The organism is Chitinophaga agrisoli (assembly GCF_008386695.1).
Lineage (GTDB): Bacteria > Bacteroidota > Bacteroidia > Chitinophagales > Chitinophagaceae > Chitinophaga > Chitinophaga agrisoli.
The window spans coordinates 1,728,533-1,744,986 of sequence record NZ_VUOC01000002.1; the positions used below are offsets into that span (position 1 = coordinate 1,728,533).

Annotated in this window: 18 protein-coding genes; 5 read left to right on the forward strand and 13 right to left on the reverse strand. The window is 50.7% G+C overall.

The features are described from left to right. Positions 1-17: 17 nt before the first annotated feature. The 5 genes from treZ to pdxR all read right to left on the reverse strand — a co-directional run bounded on the left by treZ (position 18) and on the right by pdxR (position 6,445). Entirely contained in the window at positions 18-1,853 is a 1,836-nt protein-coding gene (gene treZ / locus F0L74_RS14215; protein ID WP_149838508.1) for a malto-oligosyltrehalose trehalohydrolase, read from the reverse strand. Continuing rightward, the gene (gene malQ, locus F0L74_RS14220; protein ID WP_149838509.1) at positions 1,834-3,354 is read right to left on the reverse strand and encodes a 4-alpha-glucanotransferase; all 1,521 of its coding nucleotides are present in this window, start codon (positions 3,352-3,354) and stop codon (positions 1,834-1,836) included. The genes treZ and malQ overlap by 20 nt, the downstream gene beginning before the upstream one ends. 114 nt (positions 3,355-3,468) lie before the next feature. Continuing rightward, entirely contained in the window at positions 3,469-4,242 is a 774-nt protein-coding gene (locus tag F0L74_RS14225) for a ThuA domain-containing protein (protein WP_149838510.1), read from the reverse strand. A gap of 10 nt (positions 4,243-4,252) precedes the next feature. Then, entirely contained in the window at positions 4,253-4,873 is a 621-nt protein-coding gene (locus F0L74_RS14230) for an HAD family hydrolase (protein ID WP_149838511.1), read from the reverse strand. Between the two features lie 84 nt (positions 4,874-4,957). Continuing rightward, positions 4,958-6,445, reverse strand: a complete 1,488-nt coding sequence (gene pdxR, locus F0L74_RS14235; protein WP_149838512.1) for a MocR-like pyridoxine biosynthesis transcription factor PdxR — start codon at positions 6,443-6,445, stop codon at positions 4,958-4,960. Positions 6,446-6,524: 79 nt separating this feature from the next. On the opposite strand from pdxR, the gene F0L74_RS14240 reads away from it, so the two are divergent. Beyond that, complete coding sequence (locus tag F0L74_RS14240; protein ID WP_149838513.1) at positions 6,525-7,430, forward strand: ATP-grasp domain-containing protein; 906 nt, start codon at positions 6,525-6,527, stop codon at positions 7,428-7,430. A 7-nt stretch (positions 7,431-7,437) separates the two neighbouring features. Next, positions 7,438-8,073 carry a LysE family translocator gene (locus tag F0L74_RS14245; RefSeq protein ID WP_149838514.1) on the forward strand — a complete coding sequence of 212 codons (636 nt, stop codon included), beginning with the start codon at positions 7,438-7,440 and terminating at the stop codon, positions 8,071-8,073. On the opposite strand, the gene F0L74_RS14250 is transcribed toward F0L74_RS14245, so the two are convergent. From F0L74_RS14250 to F0L74_RS14265, 4 genes are all read right to left on the reverse strand, one after another. Then, on the reverse strand, positions 8,074-9,783 hold the full coding sequence (locus tag F0L74_RS14250; protein ID WP_213086964.1) for a hypothetical protein: 1,710 nt from the start codon (positions 9,781-9,783) through the stop codon (positions 8,074-8,076). It abuts the gene before it with no gap. A 78-nt stretch (positions 9,784-9,861) separates the two neighbouring features. Then, on the reverse strand, positions 9,862-10,719 hold the full coding sequence (locus tag F0L74_RS14255; protein ID WP_149838515.1) for a pirin family protein: 858 nt from the start codon (positions 10,717-10,719) through the stop codon (positions 9,862-9,864). An 18-nt stretch (positions 10,720-10,737) separates the two neighbouring features. Then, the gene (locus F0L74_RS14260; protein WP_149838516.1) at positions 10,738-11,154 is read right to left on the reverse strand and encodes an OsmC family protein; all 417 of its coding nucleotides are present in this window, start codon (positions 11,152-11,154) and stop codon (positions 10,738-10,740) included. Positions 11,155-11,164: 10 nt separating this feature from the next. After that, a complete protein-coding gene (locus F0L74_RS14265; protein WP_149838517.1) occupies positions 11,165-11,503 on the reverse strand; it encodes a GNAT family N-acetyltransferase in 339 nt (112 codons plus the stop codon). Positions 11,504-11,567: 64 nt separating this feature from the next. Between F0L74_RS14265 and F0L74_RS14270 the strand changes: the two genes are divergently transcribed. The 3 genes from F0L74_RS14270 to F0L74_RS14280 all read left to right on the forward strand — a co-directional run bounded on the left by F0L74_RS14270 (position 11,568) and on the right by F0L74_RS14280 (position 13,692). After that, positions 11,568-12,146, forward strand: coding sequence for a Crp/Fnr family transcriptional regulator (locus F0L74_RS14270; protein ID WP_149838518.1), 579 nt, complete (start codon positions 11,568-11,570; stop codon positions 12,144-12,146). Positions 12,147-12,283: 137 nt separating this feature from the next. Next, on the forward strand, positions 12,284-13,147 hold the full coding sequence (locus F0L74_RS14275; RefSeq protein WP_149838519.1) for an SDR family NAD(P)-dependent oxidoreductase: 864 nt from the start codon (positions 12,284-12,286) through the stop codon (positions 13,145-13,147). Between the two features lie 68 nt (positions 13,148-13,215). Next, complete coding sequence (locus tag F0L74_RS14280; protein WP_149838520.1) at positions 13,216-13,692, forward strand: DinB family protein; 477 nt, start codon at positions 13,216-13,218, stop codon at positions 13,690-13,692. 6 nt (positions 13,693-13,698) lie between these two features. Here the strand turns inward: F0L74_RS14280 and F0L74_RS14285 are convergent, their stop codons facing one another. From F0L74_RS14285 to F0L74_RS14300, 4 genes are all read right to left on the reverse strand, one after another. Continuing rightward, positions 13,699-14,430 (reverse strand): endonuclease, encoded by a 732-nt coding sequence (locus tag F0L74_RS14285; protein ID WP_149838521.1) that lies wholly within the window; start codon positions 14,428-14,430, stop codon positions 13,699-13,701. Between the two features lie 44 nt (positions 14,431-14,474). Continuing rightward, positions 14,475-14,900 carry a DUF983 domain-containing protein gene (locus tag F0L74_RS14290; RefSeq protein ID WP_149838522.1) on the reverse strand — a complete coding sequence of 142 codons (426 nt, stop codon included), beginning with the start codon at positions 14,898-14,900 and terminating at the stop codon, positions 14,475-14,477. A 15-nt stretch (positions 14,901-14,915) separates the two neighbouring features. After that, a complete protein-coding gene (locus F0L74_RS14295; protein WP_149838523.1) occupies positions 14,916-15,794 on the reverse strand; it encodes an AraC family transcriptional regulator in 879 nt (292 codons plus the stop codon). A 94-nt stretch (positions 15,795-15,888) separates the two neighbouring features. Beyond that, the gene (locus F0L74_RS14300; RefSeq protein ID WP_149838524.1) at positions 15,889-16,434 is read right to left on the reverse strand and encodes an NADPH-dependent FMN reductase; all 546 of its coding nucleotides are present in this window, start codon (positions 16,432-16,434) and stop codon (positions 15,889-15,891) included. Between the last annotated feature and the right edge of the window lie 20 nt (positions 16,435-16,454).

Consider the following 16,454-nt stretch of genomic DNA (forward strand, 5'->3'; position numbering starts at 1 on the left):
GGTTAACGGTTTGAACACTAGATCATTTCATACACAACAGCAGATAAAGGCTGTATACTCATTGTTCCGCCGGTGGCAGCTTCGTCCGGCGCCAATGCGCCCGGGCCGTTCCACTGCTCACCGGCAGAATCAAATAATTTACGGAGTTTGATGGCCGATGGCGGATGCCAGGCCTGTTCTGTTTTGCTGAAATTGAGCAATAACAGCAGGGCTTCCTTTCCAGGGCTCCTGCGCTCTATTACCAGCACTGCGTTATTAACAGGTGCATGCACCTTAGTATTACTACGCTGGCGGTTTCGTAAGGCAGCATGCGTTTTCCGCAGGTTGATCAGGAACTGGTATAATGCCAGCAATGCGGCATGCTCTCCTGCCTGCGTTTGCCAGCTAAGCTTAGCAGATGCAAATACCTCTTCCGCCTGGGGATCCTGCGCTTCCCCATTCAGATGGAATGCCGCGAACTCCCTTTTCCGCCCTTCGCGCACAGCCTGCACCAGGTCTGCATCCTCAAACGAACAGAAGAAGGGGAACGGATTTTTTTCGCCATATTCCTCGCCCATGAACAACAGCGGCACAAAAGGCGATAGCAGTAAGGCCGCCGCAGACAGCTTCTGCGCTTCAAATGGTAATAGTACGCCCAGGCGCTCACCCAACATGCGGTTACCAATCTGATCATGGTTCTGGATGAAAGTAACAAAGCGGGTGTAGGCATGCTGATCCGGCTTTACGCCAAATTTCCGTTTGCGGTGCACGGAGTACTGGCCGGTATATACATATGCATCCGCATAGGATTTAGCGAGTAAGGCCAGGTCTCCAAAGTCTTCATAATATCCCTGTTGTTCGCCGGTGAGGCAGCTGTGCAGGGCATGATGGAACTCATCCACCCATTGCGCATCCAGGCCATAACCGCCATTGGGTATGGGCGTAATGTAGCGGGGATTATTGAGATCTATTTCGCCTATCAGTGTCTTTTTACGGCCCGTACGCATCTCCAGTTCCTGCACGGCGGCCGCCAACTCCTGCGTAAAGTGCAGGGCGCTGCTGTCCCAATAAGCATGCACAGCATCCAGCCGCAGCCCGTCTATATGAAACTCGTCCAGCCACATAAGGGCGTTCTGTATGTAAAAGGCGCGCACAGGGTCGCAGCAGGCATCGTCAAAATTGATGGCCTTTCCCCAGGGCGTATGATATTTATCCGTAAAATAAGGGCCGTAATCACCCAGGTAATTACCCTCTGGCCCCTGGTGATTGTATACTACATCCAGGATCACCGCCATGCCCAATTTATGCGCGGCATTTACCAGCTTTTTAAGATCATTGATATTGCCATAGGTATTTTGCAATGCGTAGGGAAACACGCCATCATACCCCCAGTTACGGTTGCCGGGGAACTGTGCTACGGGCATTATCTCAATAGCGGTGATACCCAGTTCCTGCAGCCATGGCAGGCGGGTGGTCAATGCATCTATCGTGCCCTCCGGCGTAAACGTGCCAATATGCAGCTCATACAGGATCATGTCGGCAGTATCCATGCCCTTCCATTGTGCATCTGTAAAGCTAAAACCGGCAGGGTCCGTAACAGCAGAAGGGCCGTGTACGCCCTGTGGCTGCCAGCGGGAGGCCGGATCAGGCCTTTGGAGATCATTGTCCAGCACAAATTGATACAATGTGCCTGCCCCTATGCCTGGTATCTGTACCTCCCAGTAACCTTCCCCATCGCGCTCCATGGCGTAGGTAGCATTGCTTTCTGGTAACAGCAGCGCCAGCTTTTCCCTGAATGGCGCCCATACCCGGAAAGTGCATATGCCGCTGGCTGCCAGCAGCGCGCCTGTTTGTTTATACGTGCTTGTCGCCATTGGTCCGTATTCTGTTGTAGGTTTGCGCCCACGTTTTTAAACGTTGCATAATTGTATCATTGAACTGGCCGGGCAGCATACGCCATTGCCAGTTGCCGTTTATCTCCGCCGGTTTGTTCATGCGGGCCTTCCCATCCAGCGCCAGTACATCCTGCATGGGCAGTATAGCGGTGTGCGCTACAGAGGCATAGGCCATACGGCCCAGCACAAGCGGGGCCTCTTCTTGTGTAACAGTTTGGCCGGCATATGTGTTTAGCCGGTCCCTGTCTTCCGGCCCTAAATCTTCCTCCCACCATCCACGGGTGGTATTATTATCATGGGTGCCGGTGTACACAAAGTAATGGGGGCTGTACTCGTGCGGAATGTGCTCAGAAACGGGCATGTTATCGCCAAATGCAAACTGTAATACCTTCATACCCGGCCAGCGGAACTGATCCCGCAGCTGCAGCACGGCCTCATCTATCTGCCCCAGGTCTTCCGCTACAAAAGGCTGTGCGGGAAAAGCGGTCTGCAGCACCTGTAGCAAATCCGCGCCGGGCCCTGGCTGCCACGCCCCATCTACCGCGGTGGCCGCTCCGGCAGGTACTTCCCAATAGCCGGCAAATGCCCGGAAATGATCCAGCCGTAGCAGGTCAAACCATACCAGGTTACGGCGGATCCGGTCTACCCACCAGCGGTACTGCGCCTTTTTTAAATGCGGCCAGTTATATACTGGCATATTCCACAGCTGTCCGTTCTCATTAAAATAATCCGGTGGCACGCCGGCCACGCCCAACATATTGCCCGCTCTATCCAGCTTAAAGCTCCCCCGGTTAGCCCAAACATCTACCGAATCATAGCTCATATAAATGGGCATATCACCAAATAGCAGAATACCCCGTTTATTACAATACTGTTTCAGCGACTGCCACTGGCGGTCGAATATGAACTGCAGCCATCGCTCTTTTTCGCGTATATCGTCCAATCCGGGCGCAGGGGCTTTATCATTCCGGTGTTTTGCTTTCCATTCGTACCAGGGTTTGCCCTTGTGGTATGCTGTCAGCGCGCGGTATTGCACAAAATCGTTCAACCACCAGGCCTGCGCCGTACAAAACCTGTCATACGCTTTGACTAGCTTTCCGGAATTACCCTTACAGTAATTGCGGTAGGCTTGTTCCAGCAAATTGGTTTTTACGGCGTATGCCTTGCTAAAATCTACCGTACCGGTTGCTGGCAAAACGGCCTTCTGCAGAGCGGATCTATCAAGCAAGCCATCCTTTAGTAACAATTCCGGGCTGATGAGCATGTCATTGCCCGCCATAGCAGACATGGCGCTATAAGGTGAATAACCGCCTGCGGATGGGTTCACTGGCAGCAGCTGCCACAGTTGTTGTCCGCTACGTTGTAACCTGTCTGCAAAATCCCTGGCGGCAGGCCCTAGATCCCCTATTCCAAAGGGGCCTGGTAAAGAAGTAATGTGCATTAATATACCTGCGCGCCGCGCAGTAGCAATTGGGTCCATACTGGTGGTAGCGGATTCAAAACCAATGCCTAATCAGAAACAGGAGTTAAGCGGCATAGACTGCCGTTACCAGGTACCGGTGTTTGTAGATAAAAATGCACTGATTGAGGAGTGTTACTGTCCGGCTGCCCAGAAAATAGCATTGCGGAAAAGCCGGGTATAATCAGCGTTATTGAACAGCTCCGGCGAGTGACCCATAAAGATATAGATGTTACGGGCGGGGTAATGTTCGTTGGTCCAGATAACGGGATGATCGCCCATTTTTTTATCAGAAGGAGGCGTGTAGGAAGATTCGTCTACGCTGGCAATTACATGCACATTAGGGCGCGGGCTTTTATCGTAGGTATACCACTCATCTTTTTCGATGACAAAAGAAGCTGGCAGACCTTTCATCACCGGGTGTTTTGCATCTTCCACCACTACTTTACCGGCAGCAAAATCCGCAATATAGTTGGTGAAGCGTATGCCGCCCATGAATTGCCAGAACCATTGCCACATGGGGTAACCGTCAAACTCGCCCAGCAGGGTGGCATGGTGAAAACCTATCCAGCCACCACGGCCGGTGCTGATGTATTTTTCAAAAGCCTGTACGGCTTTATCCTTCCAGGCATAAGGTGGATAGTCCAGCTGTATGAAAAGCTGGTATGCCTGCAGGAAATTGTCGTCTATCTTATCCGTATTCTGGATATAATCGACGGCCAGGCCACTATCGGCCGCCAGTTTATCCAGCCACACACGGGCGGCTTTGGAGTAGGCAATATGGTGGCCGCCCGGCTCTGCCAGGGCCAATACCTTAAACCGCAGGCCTACGCCGCCCTGTTGGGCAGCAGCAGGCATACAGTTTATGATGGTAATAAGTAATAAGCTACACAGAAAATACAGGCGCATAGTGATAGATTTATAACGGGAAGCCCCATTGCGCCAGTTTATCGCGCGTGGTAGCGTAATCCGTGTGGCGGATGCCGTTGATGCCCAGCCCTTCTGCTACGGTAACAAACAGCGCGCGGTCATCAACATACACCACTTCTTCCGGTTTTACCAGGGCTATATCCAGCGCAATACGCCAAATGTCCGCATCTGGTTTACGGAAATGTACAAAACAGGAAGAGATAAAGAAATCCACGTATTTATTGAGACCAAATGTGCGGATACGGTATTCATTCAGTTCCCGGCCTTCGTTGTTCACCACGGCGATCTTGATGCCGTATTTTGATTTGATCTGGCAGATCATATCTATCATATCCTGGTAGGGCTCTGTGCGTGAGTACATAAACTCCTTGAACTCCTCCCTGCTAAAAGGGCGGTCTTCGTAAAACACGATCCTGTCCAGGTATTCATCCAGGGTAAGCTTGCCTTCTTCGTACGTATCAAAAGTAAGGTGATGACGTTCTTCGAGCTCCGCCAGGTCTAATGAGAATTTCGTTGCCGCCACTTTGCGGGAAGCGCGGTCCCAGCCGTTTGTTAACAGCACCCCGCCAATGTCCAGGAATAATGTTGTGATAGGAGTTGTGTGTTGCATAGGTTTAAAAGTAAAATAAAAAACTCATATTCAATTACCGGTTTTGATGCAAATAACACGGAATCCCTTACCAATTTACCGGTATTAACGGGTCTGGGCCAACAGACTTTTTAATTGTAACACCGCCGCCTCCAGGGCTTCGTAGCTAAAGCCCGTAAAACCAAGCAGCAAACCGGGTGGATGCTGAAATTTAATACAATAATCCGCTACCGGCTGTATGATCATACCAATGGCATTGGCCTTTTTTAAAAGCAGGGGCATATTACAGGGCTGTTTTAACCAGCCTATAAGGTGCATACCGGTATCGCTGGGGGCTACGGTAATGTATTTATGCAGGTGTTTTTCCAGCAGCTGCGTCAGATCATCCTGCTGTTTTTTATACAAGGTACGCATCCGGCGCAGGTGCCGGGCAAAATGCCCTTCGCGCATAAACTGGGTAAGGATAGCCTGGTCTATGACGGGGCTTTGCCGGTCAATAGTGGATTTTACGATCTTGAACTGTTGCGCCATGGCAGCCGTTGGCAACACCATATAGCCTATACGCAAGGCGGGAAACAATACTTTGCTGAAGGTGCCAATATAGATCACATTGCCTTTATCATCAAAACCCTTTAGGGCCGGTACCGGCCGGCCATTATAACGGAACTCGCTGTCATAATCATCTTCCAGCAACCATAACTGGTTTTTGGCGGCCCATTGCAGCAGCTTTAAACGTTCCGCCAGCGGCAGCGCGCCACCCAATGGGTATTGATGGGATGGCGTTACATACGCCAGCTTTGCGGCAGGATAATGCTGTATGGCGTAATCAATATCCAGTCCGTAAGGCGTTAATGGCACCGGGCATATTTTACCGCCCCAGCGCATAATAGCCGCCCTGGCGGTGCGGTAACCGGGATCCTCCATCCAGCAGGGATCGCCTTTTTTAAGCAGTATCTGGGCAGAGAGGTTAATGGCCTGGCGGGAGCCGTTCACTATCAGTATCTGGTCCGGTGTGCAGTTAATGGACCGGTTCACGCGCAGGTAATCTGCCAGGGCCTGGCGCAGCGGCAGGTAACCCTGCGTATCCGCATAGCCCAGGTACAGGGATTGTATGTTGCGGTAAACGCCGGCAGCTATCCGGGCCCATACCTTAAACGGGAACTGTTGTATGGCCGGCACGGATACCTGAAAAGGCAAACCGGGCTCCAGGGAGCTGTCGCTAAGCAGGGTTTCCTGTGGCAGCGAGGGATCTTTATAACGGATGGTATCCGCCAGGGTATTCCTGCGGCGTGCGGTTTTGCCATTTTTTTGCGTTGCATCATTCAGCTGTCCGCATACATAGGTGCCATCCCCTCTTTTACCATCCATAAAACCTTCCAGCATCAGCTGCTCATAGGCCATGAATACGCTGTTGCGGGATACGGACAGTTCTGCCGCCAGTATACGGGTAGAGGGCATACGCTCCCCTTCCTTTAGCTGCCCGTTGAAAATGGCCTGCTTGATCTGCTCATACAGCTGCAGGTACAACGGTGTGGCTATACGTTTGTTAAGCCGGATAAACGGCGTAAAGATCTGCGGTGGCACCTTGCTCATAATGGCCCTGTTAAAATTCTTAAAATGGCTCTTTCCTCAATACCAATATACAACTACTTTTGTTGTATAATTATTACGCATGAAGATCGCATACGTCTGCTACCAGACGCAGGAAAAGTACAGCGTGGGCACGCTGGACGATGAGGAAAGCCTGTTACTGGGCTACCTGGCCAATAAAGGTTTACCTATTGAAAGGGTTGTCTGGAATGATCCGTCTGTACGCTGGGAAGATTATGGCCTGGCGCTCATAAAAGCCCCCTGGGACTACCATGAGCAGATAGGGGCTTTTTACCAGTGGCTGGATAAGCTGCAGGCCCTGGGCATTCCGCTTTTAAATCCGCATCATATCATCAAATGGAACAGTGATAAACATTACCTCATGGAGGTAATAGCCGCCGGTTTTGCTGTCATTCCTTCCGCCATCATAGAAAACGGGGCGCCTCATGGGATAGCCCCGTTCTTCCATCAATTTAACACCGCGCAGCTGATCCTGAAGCCCTGCGTAAGCGCCGGCGCCAAACACACCTATGTGATCACGCCGGCCAATGTAAGCCAATACCAGGAGGAGCTAACGCCGCTGTTACTGCAGGAGGCCTTTCTGGTGCAGCCTTTTATACAGGAGATAGAAACACAGGGCGAGTGGTCCTTTATTTTCCTGAACGGGCAGTTCAGTCATGCGGTGATCAAACGGCCCCGTACCGGCGACTTCCGCGTACAGCCTGCCCATGGCGGCACTACGGACGCCGCGTCTCCGGCGGAGGAGCATCTGCACAGCGCTGCCAGGTTTGCAGAGCGGTTTGCTAAGGACTGCCTGTACGCGCGGGTAGATGGGGTGATCATCAATGGTGTATTTACGCTGATGGAGCTGGAGCTGATAGAGCCCTACCTGTTCCTGGGCAATGTGGAGAATGGTTATGAGCGTTATTACCAGGCGCTGATCCAACGGATGCCGCAATTGGCTGATCATATTAACATGCCATCCTGATATAGTTATGATACCGCTACACGAATTGCTCATTTTTATGCTGGCCGCCTTTGTAATGGTGATCACGCCAGGGCCAAACATGATCTATTGCATTTCCCGGTCCATTACGCAGGGCCGCAAGGCGGGACTGATCTCTCTGCTGGGCGTAGCCTGCGGTTTCCTGTTCCACATCCTGCTGGTATCCTTTGGATTAACAGCCGTGCTGTTCACGGTCCCATATGCCTATACAGTATTAAAATCAGCCGGGGTTATTTACCTGTTGTACCTGGCCTGGGAAGCCGTAAAACCGGGCAGCAAAAGCGTATTTGAGGCACGGCGGGAACTGCCACCGGACGGTCCGGGCAAGTTATTTACCATGGGCCTGTTCACCAATATGCTCAATCCTAAAGTGGCGGTATTCTATCTCTCCTTTTTCCCGCAATTCATTAAACCGGAATACGGCAACCTGTTGGCGCAAAGCCTGTTCCTGGGCTTTACACAACTCAGCATCAGCTTTATAAGCAATGGTTGTATTGTGCTGATGGCGTCACGGGTTACGGCCTGGTTCTCTCATAATCCCCGCTGGATACGTGTACAGAAATGGTTTATGGCCAGCGTATTATCTGGCCTGGCGTTAAAGCTGGCGCTGGATAAAGGAAAATGATCACAGCTGATGATCCACTATAATACCATTTACCCATAGTTTATTACCCCGCCGTTCCGGTTTGCCGTTCACGGGCATTATCACCAACACGGCCGCTGTTCCCGCGGGCAGAGACAATGCATAACTGCCCTTTGCCTGTGGCGCTATAAATGTATGCGTGACCGTATTATAAATACGCGCGGTGGCATCCCCTAGGGGCACTTGCACCGTTTGGGCCTGCGGATGCGGGTTGTAATACAGGTAAGAAGGATAGGCGTCTTCCCGGAAAAAATCGGTTGCCAGCAGATTCAGTTGCAAAATGCCCGGTACATTGGTAGCGCGGATAATACTGCCAAATATGCCTACATGCCCGCTGCCATATACGCTGAACTGTGATACATCCGGGTTGCCGGGGGCCCACAACGGGCCATCTCCTTGTGCTACCGGCGCCCGCAGCTGTGCATACTGCGGATAGGAACTGGTGTGGATAATACCTTCGTAACCTATTACGCCTTTGGTAATGGCTGCCTGCTGTGGAATGGTCTCATGCTCATCCGGCATGTATTGCGTATAAAAAAAGCGGGCTGCATTAGCCGCGTGCAGCATCCATTTACCTATGGCCTCTGCATAGGCAGGGTCATACCTTACCAGCGGTATTAAAGGCCAGGCCGCATCAAATGTGTTCATTAAAAAGCCGTAACCGCCGCGGTCTTTGGTATTGCCTACAATACCGGAAATATCCATCCCGTTCCATACTCCCATCAGCACGCCCCAACCATCCCGGCAATGCGCATCGCCATTAAAGGTCCACTCCATAAACTGCTGCACATTAAATTGCGTGCCCAGTTCCGCATTGAGCCTTGCCGCCAGGTAAGCGGCAAAAGGCATAAATACTTCATAAAAGGTATTTGTGTTCTCTTTTTCCAGTGATTGCAGCGCATGTAATGCCGCCTGCAGGTAACGGCGGTCCCCAAACTTCCGGTAAGCGGCATAAAGCACCCAGGCATGGCCGGCAGCGGCATCCGGCTGCTGACAGATAGCGTTATTCTTTGGCTGCTGCAGTGCATAGTTAAAGAAAGAGTAATGGTAATTGCCCTGCAGCACGGAATCTGCCTGGCAGAATTTTTCTGCGATGCTCCGGGCCAATGTATCAAACCCCGGCTCATTGGGATACCGGTCGTAAATGGCGTAGAACAGCATGTTGGGATATACATCATACCACCAGTCACGCCCATAACCGCCACCCAATAAGGCTACTTCCGGACAGGTATTGTTCATCATAATATTCCAGCCGGTTTCGCGGTTAAAATAGTTCTTTAACATACCCACATAGTTCAAACCCTGCTGCCGGGTTTTATCGACGCCGGTAAGCGTAGCCCCCAGTGTGGCGCCCATGGTGGCCAGCGCTTCATGGAACATGCCCTTGTTATGCGTGCCCTGCCGCTGATCGTCCAGCGCGGTATAGAGCCCTACTACCGGCTGTGGGAAATTGTGGCCGCTGCTATCCCACCAAACCAGTGGCCAATGCGCGCCAGTGGCGTTAAAATCAAACACCGTGCTATCAAAGCTGCGGGCCATCGCATACCAGTCTATGATCTGCAATGGATGTGGCAGGCTGCTCATGCTGTCTATACGGGCCAGGTGTTTCTGTACAACCGGCGCGGGTGGTGCTTCCCGGCAGCTGCCGGCTAAAAAGAGAAGCAGGATAGCGATATGGAGACGGGTTTGCATAACGTGGGTTTGGTATAAGATAGTAAAAAAAAGCCCGGCAAAATAATTTGCCGGGCTCTATGTTCCTGAAGTGGAAACTCAATAATCCAATGTCCCAAACTTACCCTCCGCATAATCCTGTTCCGCCTGCGCTATCTCCTCGTTGGTGTTCATCACAAAATTACCTTTGGCAGCTACCGGCTCATCGATGGGTTGGGCAGTAAGATATACCAGCTTACTGTCTTCCAGGGCGGTGACCGTAATATCCGTGCCGGCTTGATTGAACACCACCAGGTGATGTTTTTCAATCTCTTCGCCATTTACGGTAAGGGCGCCATCCAGCAGGTATAATAATGTCCAGTCGCCTTCATTGGCAAAGAAGTCTATATACTCGCCGCCTTCCATGGTACCAAAGATAGCGGTAACCGGGGTAGGAGGTTTAATAGGCCCCTCCAGCTCATCGTATGTACCGCTTACCAGGTGCAGGTCTATTCCTGCCTCCTCCGCAATCCGGGGCATTTCCGCGTTGCTGGCCTGCTGGTACCAGGGTGCTGTCATCTTATATTCCGCAGGCACATTCACCCACAATTGCACTAGTTCATAATTGCCGCCCTTGGCCAGGAACTCCGGCGTGGGGCCTTCGCTGTGCAGCAGGCCGCTGCCGGCAAACATCCACTGCACTTCACCCGCTTTAAGCAGGCCGCTGTTACCTGCAGAATCTTTGTGATAGTTCTCACCCTGGAACAGGAAAGTAACCGGTGCAAAACCGCGGTGTGGATGCGGGTTTAAACGCACTGGCGGGGAGCCCGCAGGATAGTTACGCTCCGGCATGTGGTGCACCACGATAAAGGGACTGGCAAAGCGGAAATCTTTATGTGGCAGGGACTGCAGCACGACCTCGTCGTCGCTTATGTTCTTTTCCCTTCCCAGGAGTATATGATCAATCTGTTTTTTCATATTAATGCGTTTAACGTTTTACGATGTTTGCAGGATGGTAACAATATCACTGGGTTTGCTTAAGAGGCGGTGCACGGGACAGGCCTTTGCTATCTCGAGCAAACGGGCCTGCTGCGCTTCATCCAGCTCGCCGGTGACGGCTAATTCACATAAAAAAGTATTATGGCCGGACGGCATCTCCTCCCCTTTTACCAGGTCTACCTTTACCCTGATCAGGTCTACTTTCCATTTTTTACGGGCGGCATACATACGCACGGTAATGACCTTACAGGTAGCCAGGGCCGTACACAGGTAATCGCTGGGCGCGGGGCCGGTATCTTCGCCCCCTATGTCCGGCAGCTCATCCGCCAGCAGCATATGCTGGTGTACTTTTATATCAGTGGAGTAATGCGCTCCGCTGTTTTCCGCTTCGGCGGTGGCAATGATCTTTGGCAAAGTGATGGTTTTAAAGCTGTTCGTCTATATGTCCGTCTGTTCCCTGACCGTCGGTGGGCGATGGCGTCCACAGATCCGCGTACTCCTCCGGATGTCTTTTAAACTGCGCATATACATACGGGCAAAGTGGTTTCACCTGGAGGTGATGCTCCCGCGCATACCCCACCATCGTATTGAGGAGTTGCCGGGCAAACCCTTTGCCTTCTGCTTCCGGTACCACTTCTGTATGGAAAGCAATGATATGGGTACCGGTGATGCCGATCATCATTTCGCCCATCTGTTTCCCATCTTCCATCAATAAAAAGGAACCACGCCCTTTTTCATTGAGTACTGTTTTAATTTCAACCATAATTTCAGCTTTTGCCTGGTCCGCAAGGTAGATAAAAAAATTATTAACTTGCGGGCCTACCCTTATGTACGATATTCTGCTTAAATATATCAGCGAGCATGCTACCTCTCCCATCACTGAAGAAGGAGCCAGTCTTATCAGGGCGGCATTCGTCTATAAAAAACTGCGCAGGAAACAATACCTGCTGCAGGAAGGGGATGTAAGCAAATATTTGTCCTTTATTCTCAAAGGCGCTATACGGCAATACACTGTTAATGAAAAGGGGATGGAACATATTGTGCGCTTTGGTATAGAAGGCTGGTGGACAAGTGATCGCGAAAGTTTTGAAATGGGCACGCCTTCCAGATATAATATAGACGCCTGGGAAGAAACGGAATTGCTGCAAATCTCCCGCGAAAAGTACGTGGAACTTTTTAATACCGTACCGGCCATCCAGGAAATGACCCAGGAACTGGACCGGCGTGGCGCCATTGCCGCGCAAAAACGGATCCATTCCGCCATTAGCCTCACGGCAGAAGAACGCTACCTGAACCTGGTGCAAACACACCCCATGTTCCTGCAACGCTTTCCGCAGAATATGATCGCCTCTTACCTGGGCATCTCCCCGGAAACGCTTAGCCGGATCCGCAAGCAATCTAAATAATACAAATAGTATCTATCGTGCTGCAGGATTGATAAATGTCAATCCTTTTTTTTGCCATTTATCATTTCCGGCCCAGCTGGCCTGATGGACCTTTGTGATGTAAAAACAATCCATCATTACATCATAAAACCATACAAATGTCAAAGACAGTTTTCATTACAGGCACCAGCACCGGTTTTGGTAAACTGGCCACCATTACCCTCTCTAAAGCCGGTCATACTGTTATTGCCGCTATGCGCGGTGTTACAGGAAAAAATGCCGCTGTGGCAAAGGAGTTATCCGCCCTTCCTAATGTGGACGTAGTAGAAATGGAGGTTACCAGCGATAGCTCTGTACAGGAAGCTGTACAGCAATCGTTACGCAAACACGGCAAGATAGACGTACTGGTAAATAATGCCGCCATGGCGGGATACGGTCCGTTGGAAGCCTATTCCCTGGACCAGGTAAGAAGTATGCTGGACGTAAACCTGTTTGGTGTGCTGCGCACCTACCAGGCGGTACTGCCATCTATGCGGGCTAACGGCAATGGGCTTATCATTAATATCACTACCGGCGCCAGCGGTTTTACCCTCCCCTTTATGGTGCCCTACCTGATCTCCAAATTTGGTGTAGAAACCATTACAGAAGGCGGGCACGGTGAGCTGCAAAGGTTTGGGATTGAGACCGTATCCATACAGCCGGGCGTATACCCTACGGAAATGAACACGGGCGTTAAGACCGGCATACATGCGGACCGGCAGGATATATTTGCCGCCTACGGCGAGGAGACTGCCCAGGCAATGCAATCCGTAGGCGCTACTTTTGGGCAACGGATGGCTGAATTTAAGCCGGATCCCCAGATGATAGCCGACGGCATATTAGCATTGGTAAATATGGCAAAAGGTACCCGGCCGCTGCGTTACCCGCTGGATATCATTGCGGAAGGTACCGATAAGGATTTCATTGACGCGCGCGCTGCCCTTAAAGAGAAATGGCTGGCAAAGTATTTTAAGTTAGCATAAACACAATATTACCATCCCGCCGGCATGGAAAACATTCACTAACTTGCTTACCGAAAAAAATCATTAGGATGGAACAGCAGCAATTATTTGTAAGAGTGGCTTTACACGCATGGGAAGTAAATGTAAGAAGAGCCACTACTATCTTTGACAAGTTTACGGATGAGCAGTTACTCACGGAAATAGCGCCAGGAAAGAACACGCCTTTTTACCTGCTGGGGCACCTGATAGCGGTGCATGACAGGATGCTGCCGCTGCTGGGACTGGGCGAAGCCCAATACCCGCAACTGGTGGAAGCCTTTATAAATAACCCGGACAAGGCTATACAGGAAGTACCAACCGTGAAAGAGCTGCGCGACTGGTGGACAAATATTCATGAAGCACTGGCCGGACATTTTAAACAGCTAACGCCTGCAGAATGGTTACAGAAACATACCGCAATGACGGACGAGGATTATGAAAAAGATCCCACCCGTAACCGCCTGGCAGTGCTGATTAACCGTACCAACCACCTCTCCTATCACATAGGGCAGCTGGTACTGGCTTAACAAAAGCTATTTATACAATACCTGGCAATTATTGCAAAAGAAACTACGACGGTTTGTTTTGCCAAGATGCTCCCGGATCAACGGAATGTTGCACCGGGGGCATATTTTTTTTGTATGCGCCAGCCAGTGCTTTTTTAACTCATAGGCCTTTTTCCATTTCAGGAAATCGTAACTGTAATTCATGGCCTCCTTTATAAGCAGGTTTAATTGCTTCTGTGGCAGCGCACCTACGCTGCTTTTAGGATGCACCCGTATACGGAACAATACTTCGTTTTTGATAATGTTGCCTACCCCGGCAAAAATATTTTGATCCAGCAAGGCATCACAAACCAGGAGATCCGGCATGGCGAGCAATTTTTTCTTTGCCTTGCGCGGGCTCCAGCTATCGCTGAGCACATCCGCGCTCCAGTCGTAGATCTCATCCAGCGGCTCCGTGATCAGCTTTACAGAGCAGGCGTAAAAATTAAGGATACCATTCTTGAACTGCAGGAAAAAACGGGGCGGGGCATCCTTTTCTTCGTTGATGCGGTAGGAACCGAACAACATAAAATGTATACGGATGGTGAAGGCAGGGAAACAGATGAGGAAATGTTTACCCCAGCTTTTAAAATCAGTGACCGGGAGCCCAATCAGCTCAGGCATCTCTATCTTTGTATTGCCCCCGGCACTGACGACTTTTTTACCCTTAAAGGCTTGTACTGCTTCCTTTAATATAACTATGGACGGTCCTTCCGGCATATCATCAGTATTTACTGCTGATGATACAAATGTCAGACCAGCCCTTAATGCACGATCTTGTTGGTGTACCAGTTACGGTCATAGTACACGAAGAAAGAGAGCCAGATGGTCCTTGACAAACGCATCAGTAACGGCTGCATAATAAGCAGGATAACGGCATTTACCCCAATCCACCAGAACAGGCGGTTGTCATATACGGATATGCCTATAAATAACCACCAGGCAATAAAGCTGGCCACGCTTAACGCAATAGAAAGGGCATAACTTACATAACCGGTGCCAAAGTAGAAGCCGGTTTCCGGTTCAAAAGGCTGGCCGCACACATCACAATACTCGTTCATGTCCATAAAATCTTTCAGGCGGTAGGGATGGGAATGTTTGTACAGCTTACCCTGCCGGCAGCGCGGACATTTATTCTGTAATACGCTGAGCAGAAGGTTCGGTTTGCTGTCTTGTTGATGGGCACACATAGTATGGTAATTTTTTTAATGACTGATTTGTTTCCTGAAGGTTTCCGGGGTAATGCCCACATTCTTTTTAAAGAAGCGGTTAAAGTAAGAGTTATCCTGGAAGTTCAGGTGGTAAGCAATTTCTGTAACGGTGAGCTCATGGTTGACCAGCAGCCTTTTGGCCTCCAGCATAATACGGTCGCGGATAAGCTCTCCTGCGGTCTTACCCAGCAGGTCCTGGCACAGGGCGTTCAGATGGTTAGGCGTTACATACAGCAGCTCCGCATATTCCTTGGGTAGCCGGATGGTATTATAATGCCGGTTGATGAGTTGCTGGAAATTGTTCAGCAGCAGCTGTTTCTGTTTAGGTATATGCCTGGGCGTGATGGTAGCAATGCTCCGCTCCAGCCGGATGAACAGTTCCAGCAGATAGGTACGGATCATATCCAGACCAGCGCCCTTTGGTTGCTCCAGCTCCTCCAGCATGCGCTCAAACAAGGTTGCCGCAGCCGGCTGCAAACTCACGGGCAGCTGGATAACAGCTTCCTTAGAATCGCCCTGCAGGAAACTGAAACGTTCCAGGTAATGCTGATCGCTTAAAAAAGACTGGAAGAAAGCGGGTGAAAAATGCACCAGGTAACCTTCTACATCGCTATCAAAATGCCAGCTATGCACCTGGCCCGGCGCCATAAAATATACCTGGTAAGGCTGTATGGTAAAGCTGGTGAAATCAATGGTATAACTGCCACTCCCCTGGATAAACATCACCAGGTGATAAAAGGAGTGGCCGTGCTGACGGTGCAGGTGGTGATATTCCCGTGCGTAAGGTCCCAGGCGTTTTACCAGCAGGTCCCGCTGGGTATGCCCCGGGATGATGCTGTAAATATCGTACACTGGTATGTTAGCTCTGACCATTATATCCTGGCTTTTGTACGACACAAAATTAAGCTGGCGGTCATCACCCCAATGGGACCAAACAGGGATGTTATGGTACTTTTTACCGTTTGGGCTATTTTTCCTCCTGCACCAGGGCGGTAAAAGCGGTAGTAAGCTTCTCCAGCTGCTGCTGCGCTTTGGCGTCCTTAAACTCGCCGTCAGGGGTTATCTTTCCCTGAATGCCCTGTATGAGCAACACGGTGTCATCTGTAAAGCTGGCTTCTATAGTTTTCATGATCAGCTGCAGGGACTCGTGCGCTTTGAGGCCCCTGGCCGCAGCAGTAATCAGTGCCACCGGCTTTCCGGAAAAGAAGGTGGTAGACACCATCCATTCCAGCGCGTTCTTAAGACTGCCGGGCAGGCTGAATACATATTCCGGGCTGCAGATAAGCACGCCATCTGCCTGCTGCACCTTTTTCCGGAAGGATTTTATGATTGCCGGCGGCTTATCATCAAGATCGGGATTAAAATGCGGCAGGGTATCCAATTCGTTGAATATTTCCACCTCCAGGTGCCCATCGGCCATAGCGGCGAAAGCTTTAACAAGCTGCAGGTTAGTGGAGTTTTTACGCGTGCTGCCGGAGATAGCCAACACCTTTTTGAGCGATTTTGTTTTCATGGGTTTAAATATAAAAATAA

Excerpts from the sequence above, each read along its gene's own strand:
- F0L74_RS14265 (WP_149838517.1), bottom strand. The coding sequence starts at position 11,503 with ATGGTTGAAATTAAAACAGTACTCAATGAAAAAGGGCGTGGTTCCTTT.
- F0L74_RS14300 (WP_149838524.1), bottom strand. The coding sequence starts at position 16,434 with ATGAAAACAAAATCGCTCAAAAAGGTGTTGGCTATCTCCGGCAGCACG.
- pdxR (WP_149838512.1), bottom strand. The coding sequence starts at position 6,445 with ATGAGCAAGGTGCCACCGCAGATCTTTACGCCGTTTATCCGGCTTAAC.
- F0L74_RS14280 (WP_149838520.1), top strand. The coding sequence starts at position 13,216 with ATGGAACAGCAGCAATTATTTGTAAGAGTGGCTTTACACGCATGGGAA.
- F0L74_RS14275 (WP_149838519.1), top strand. The coding sequence starts at position 12,284 with ATGTCAAAGACAGTTTTCATTACAGGCACCAGCACCGGTTTTGGTAAA.
- F0L74_RS14295 (WP_149838523.1), bottom strand. The coding sequence starts at position 15,794 with ATGGTCAGAGCTAACATACCAGTGTACGATATTTACAGCATCATCCCG.
- F0L74_RS14225 (WP_149838510.1), bottom strand. The coding sequence starts at position 4,242 with ATGCGCCTGTATTTTCTGTGTAGCTTATTACTTATTACCATCATAAAC.
- treZ (WP_149838508.1), bottom strand. The coding sequence starts at position 1,853 with ATGGCGACAAGCACGTATAAACAAACAGGCGCGCTGCTGGCAGCCAGC.
- F0L74_RS14255 (WP_149838515.1), bottom strand. The coding sequence starts at position 10,719 with ATGAAAAAACAGATTGATCATATACTCCTGGGAAGGGAAAAGAACATA.
- malQ (WP_149838509.1), bottom strand. The coding sequence starts at position 3,354 with ATGGACCCAATTGCTACTGCGCGGCGCGCAGGTATATTAATGCACATT.
- F0L74_RS14270 (WP_149838518.1), top strand. The coding sequence starts at position 11,568 with ATGTACGATATTCTGCTTAAATATATCAGCGAGCATGCTACCTCTCCC.
- F0L74_RS14250 (WP_213086964.1), bottom strand. The coding sequence starts at position 9,783 with ATGCAAACCCGTCTCCATATCGCTATCCTGCTTCTCTTTTTAGCCGGC.
- F0L74_RS14230 (WP_149838511.1), bottom strand. The coding sequence starts at position 4,873 with ATGCAACACACAACTCCTATCACAACATTATTCCTGGACATTGGCGGG.
- F0L74_RS14240 (WP_149838513.1), top strand. The coding sequence starts at position 6,525 with ATGAAGATCGCATACGTCTGCTACCAGACGCAGGAAAAGTACAGCGTG.
- F0L74_RS14245 (WP_149838514.1), top strand. The coding sequence starts at position 7,438 with ATGATACCGCTACACGAATTGCTCATTTTTATGCTGGCCGCCTTTGTA.
- F0L74_RS14285 (WP_149838521.1), bottom strand. The coding sequence starts at position 14,430 with ATGCCGGAAGGACCGTCCATAGTTATATTAAAGGAAGCAGTACAAGCC.
- F0L74_RS14290 (WP_149838522.1), bottom strand. The coding sequence starts at position 14,900 with ATGTGTGCCCATCAACAAGACAGCAAACCGAACCTTCTGCTCAGCGTA.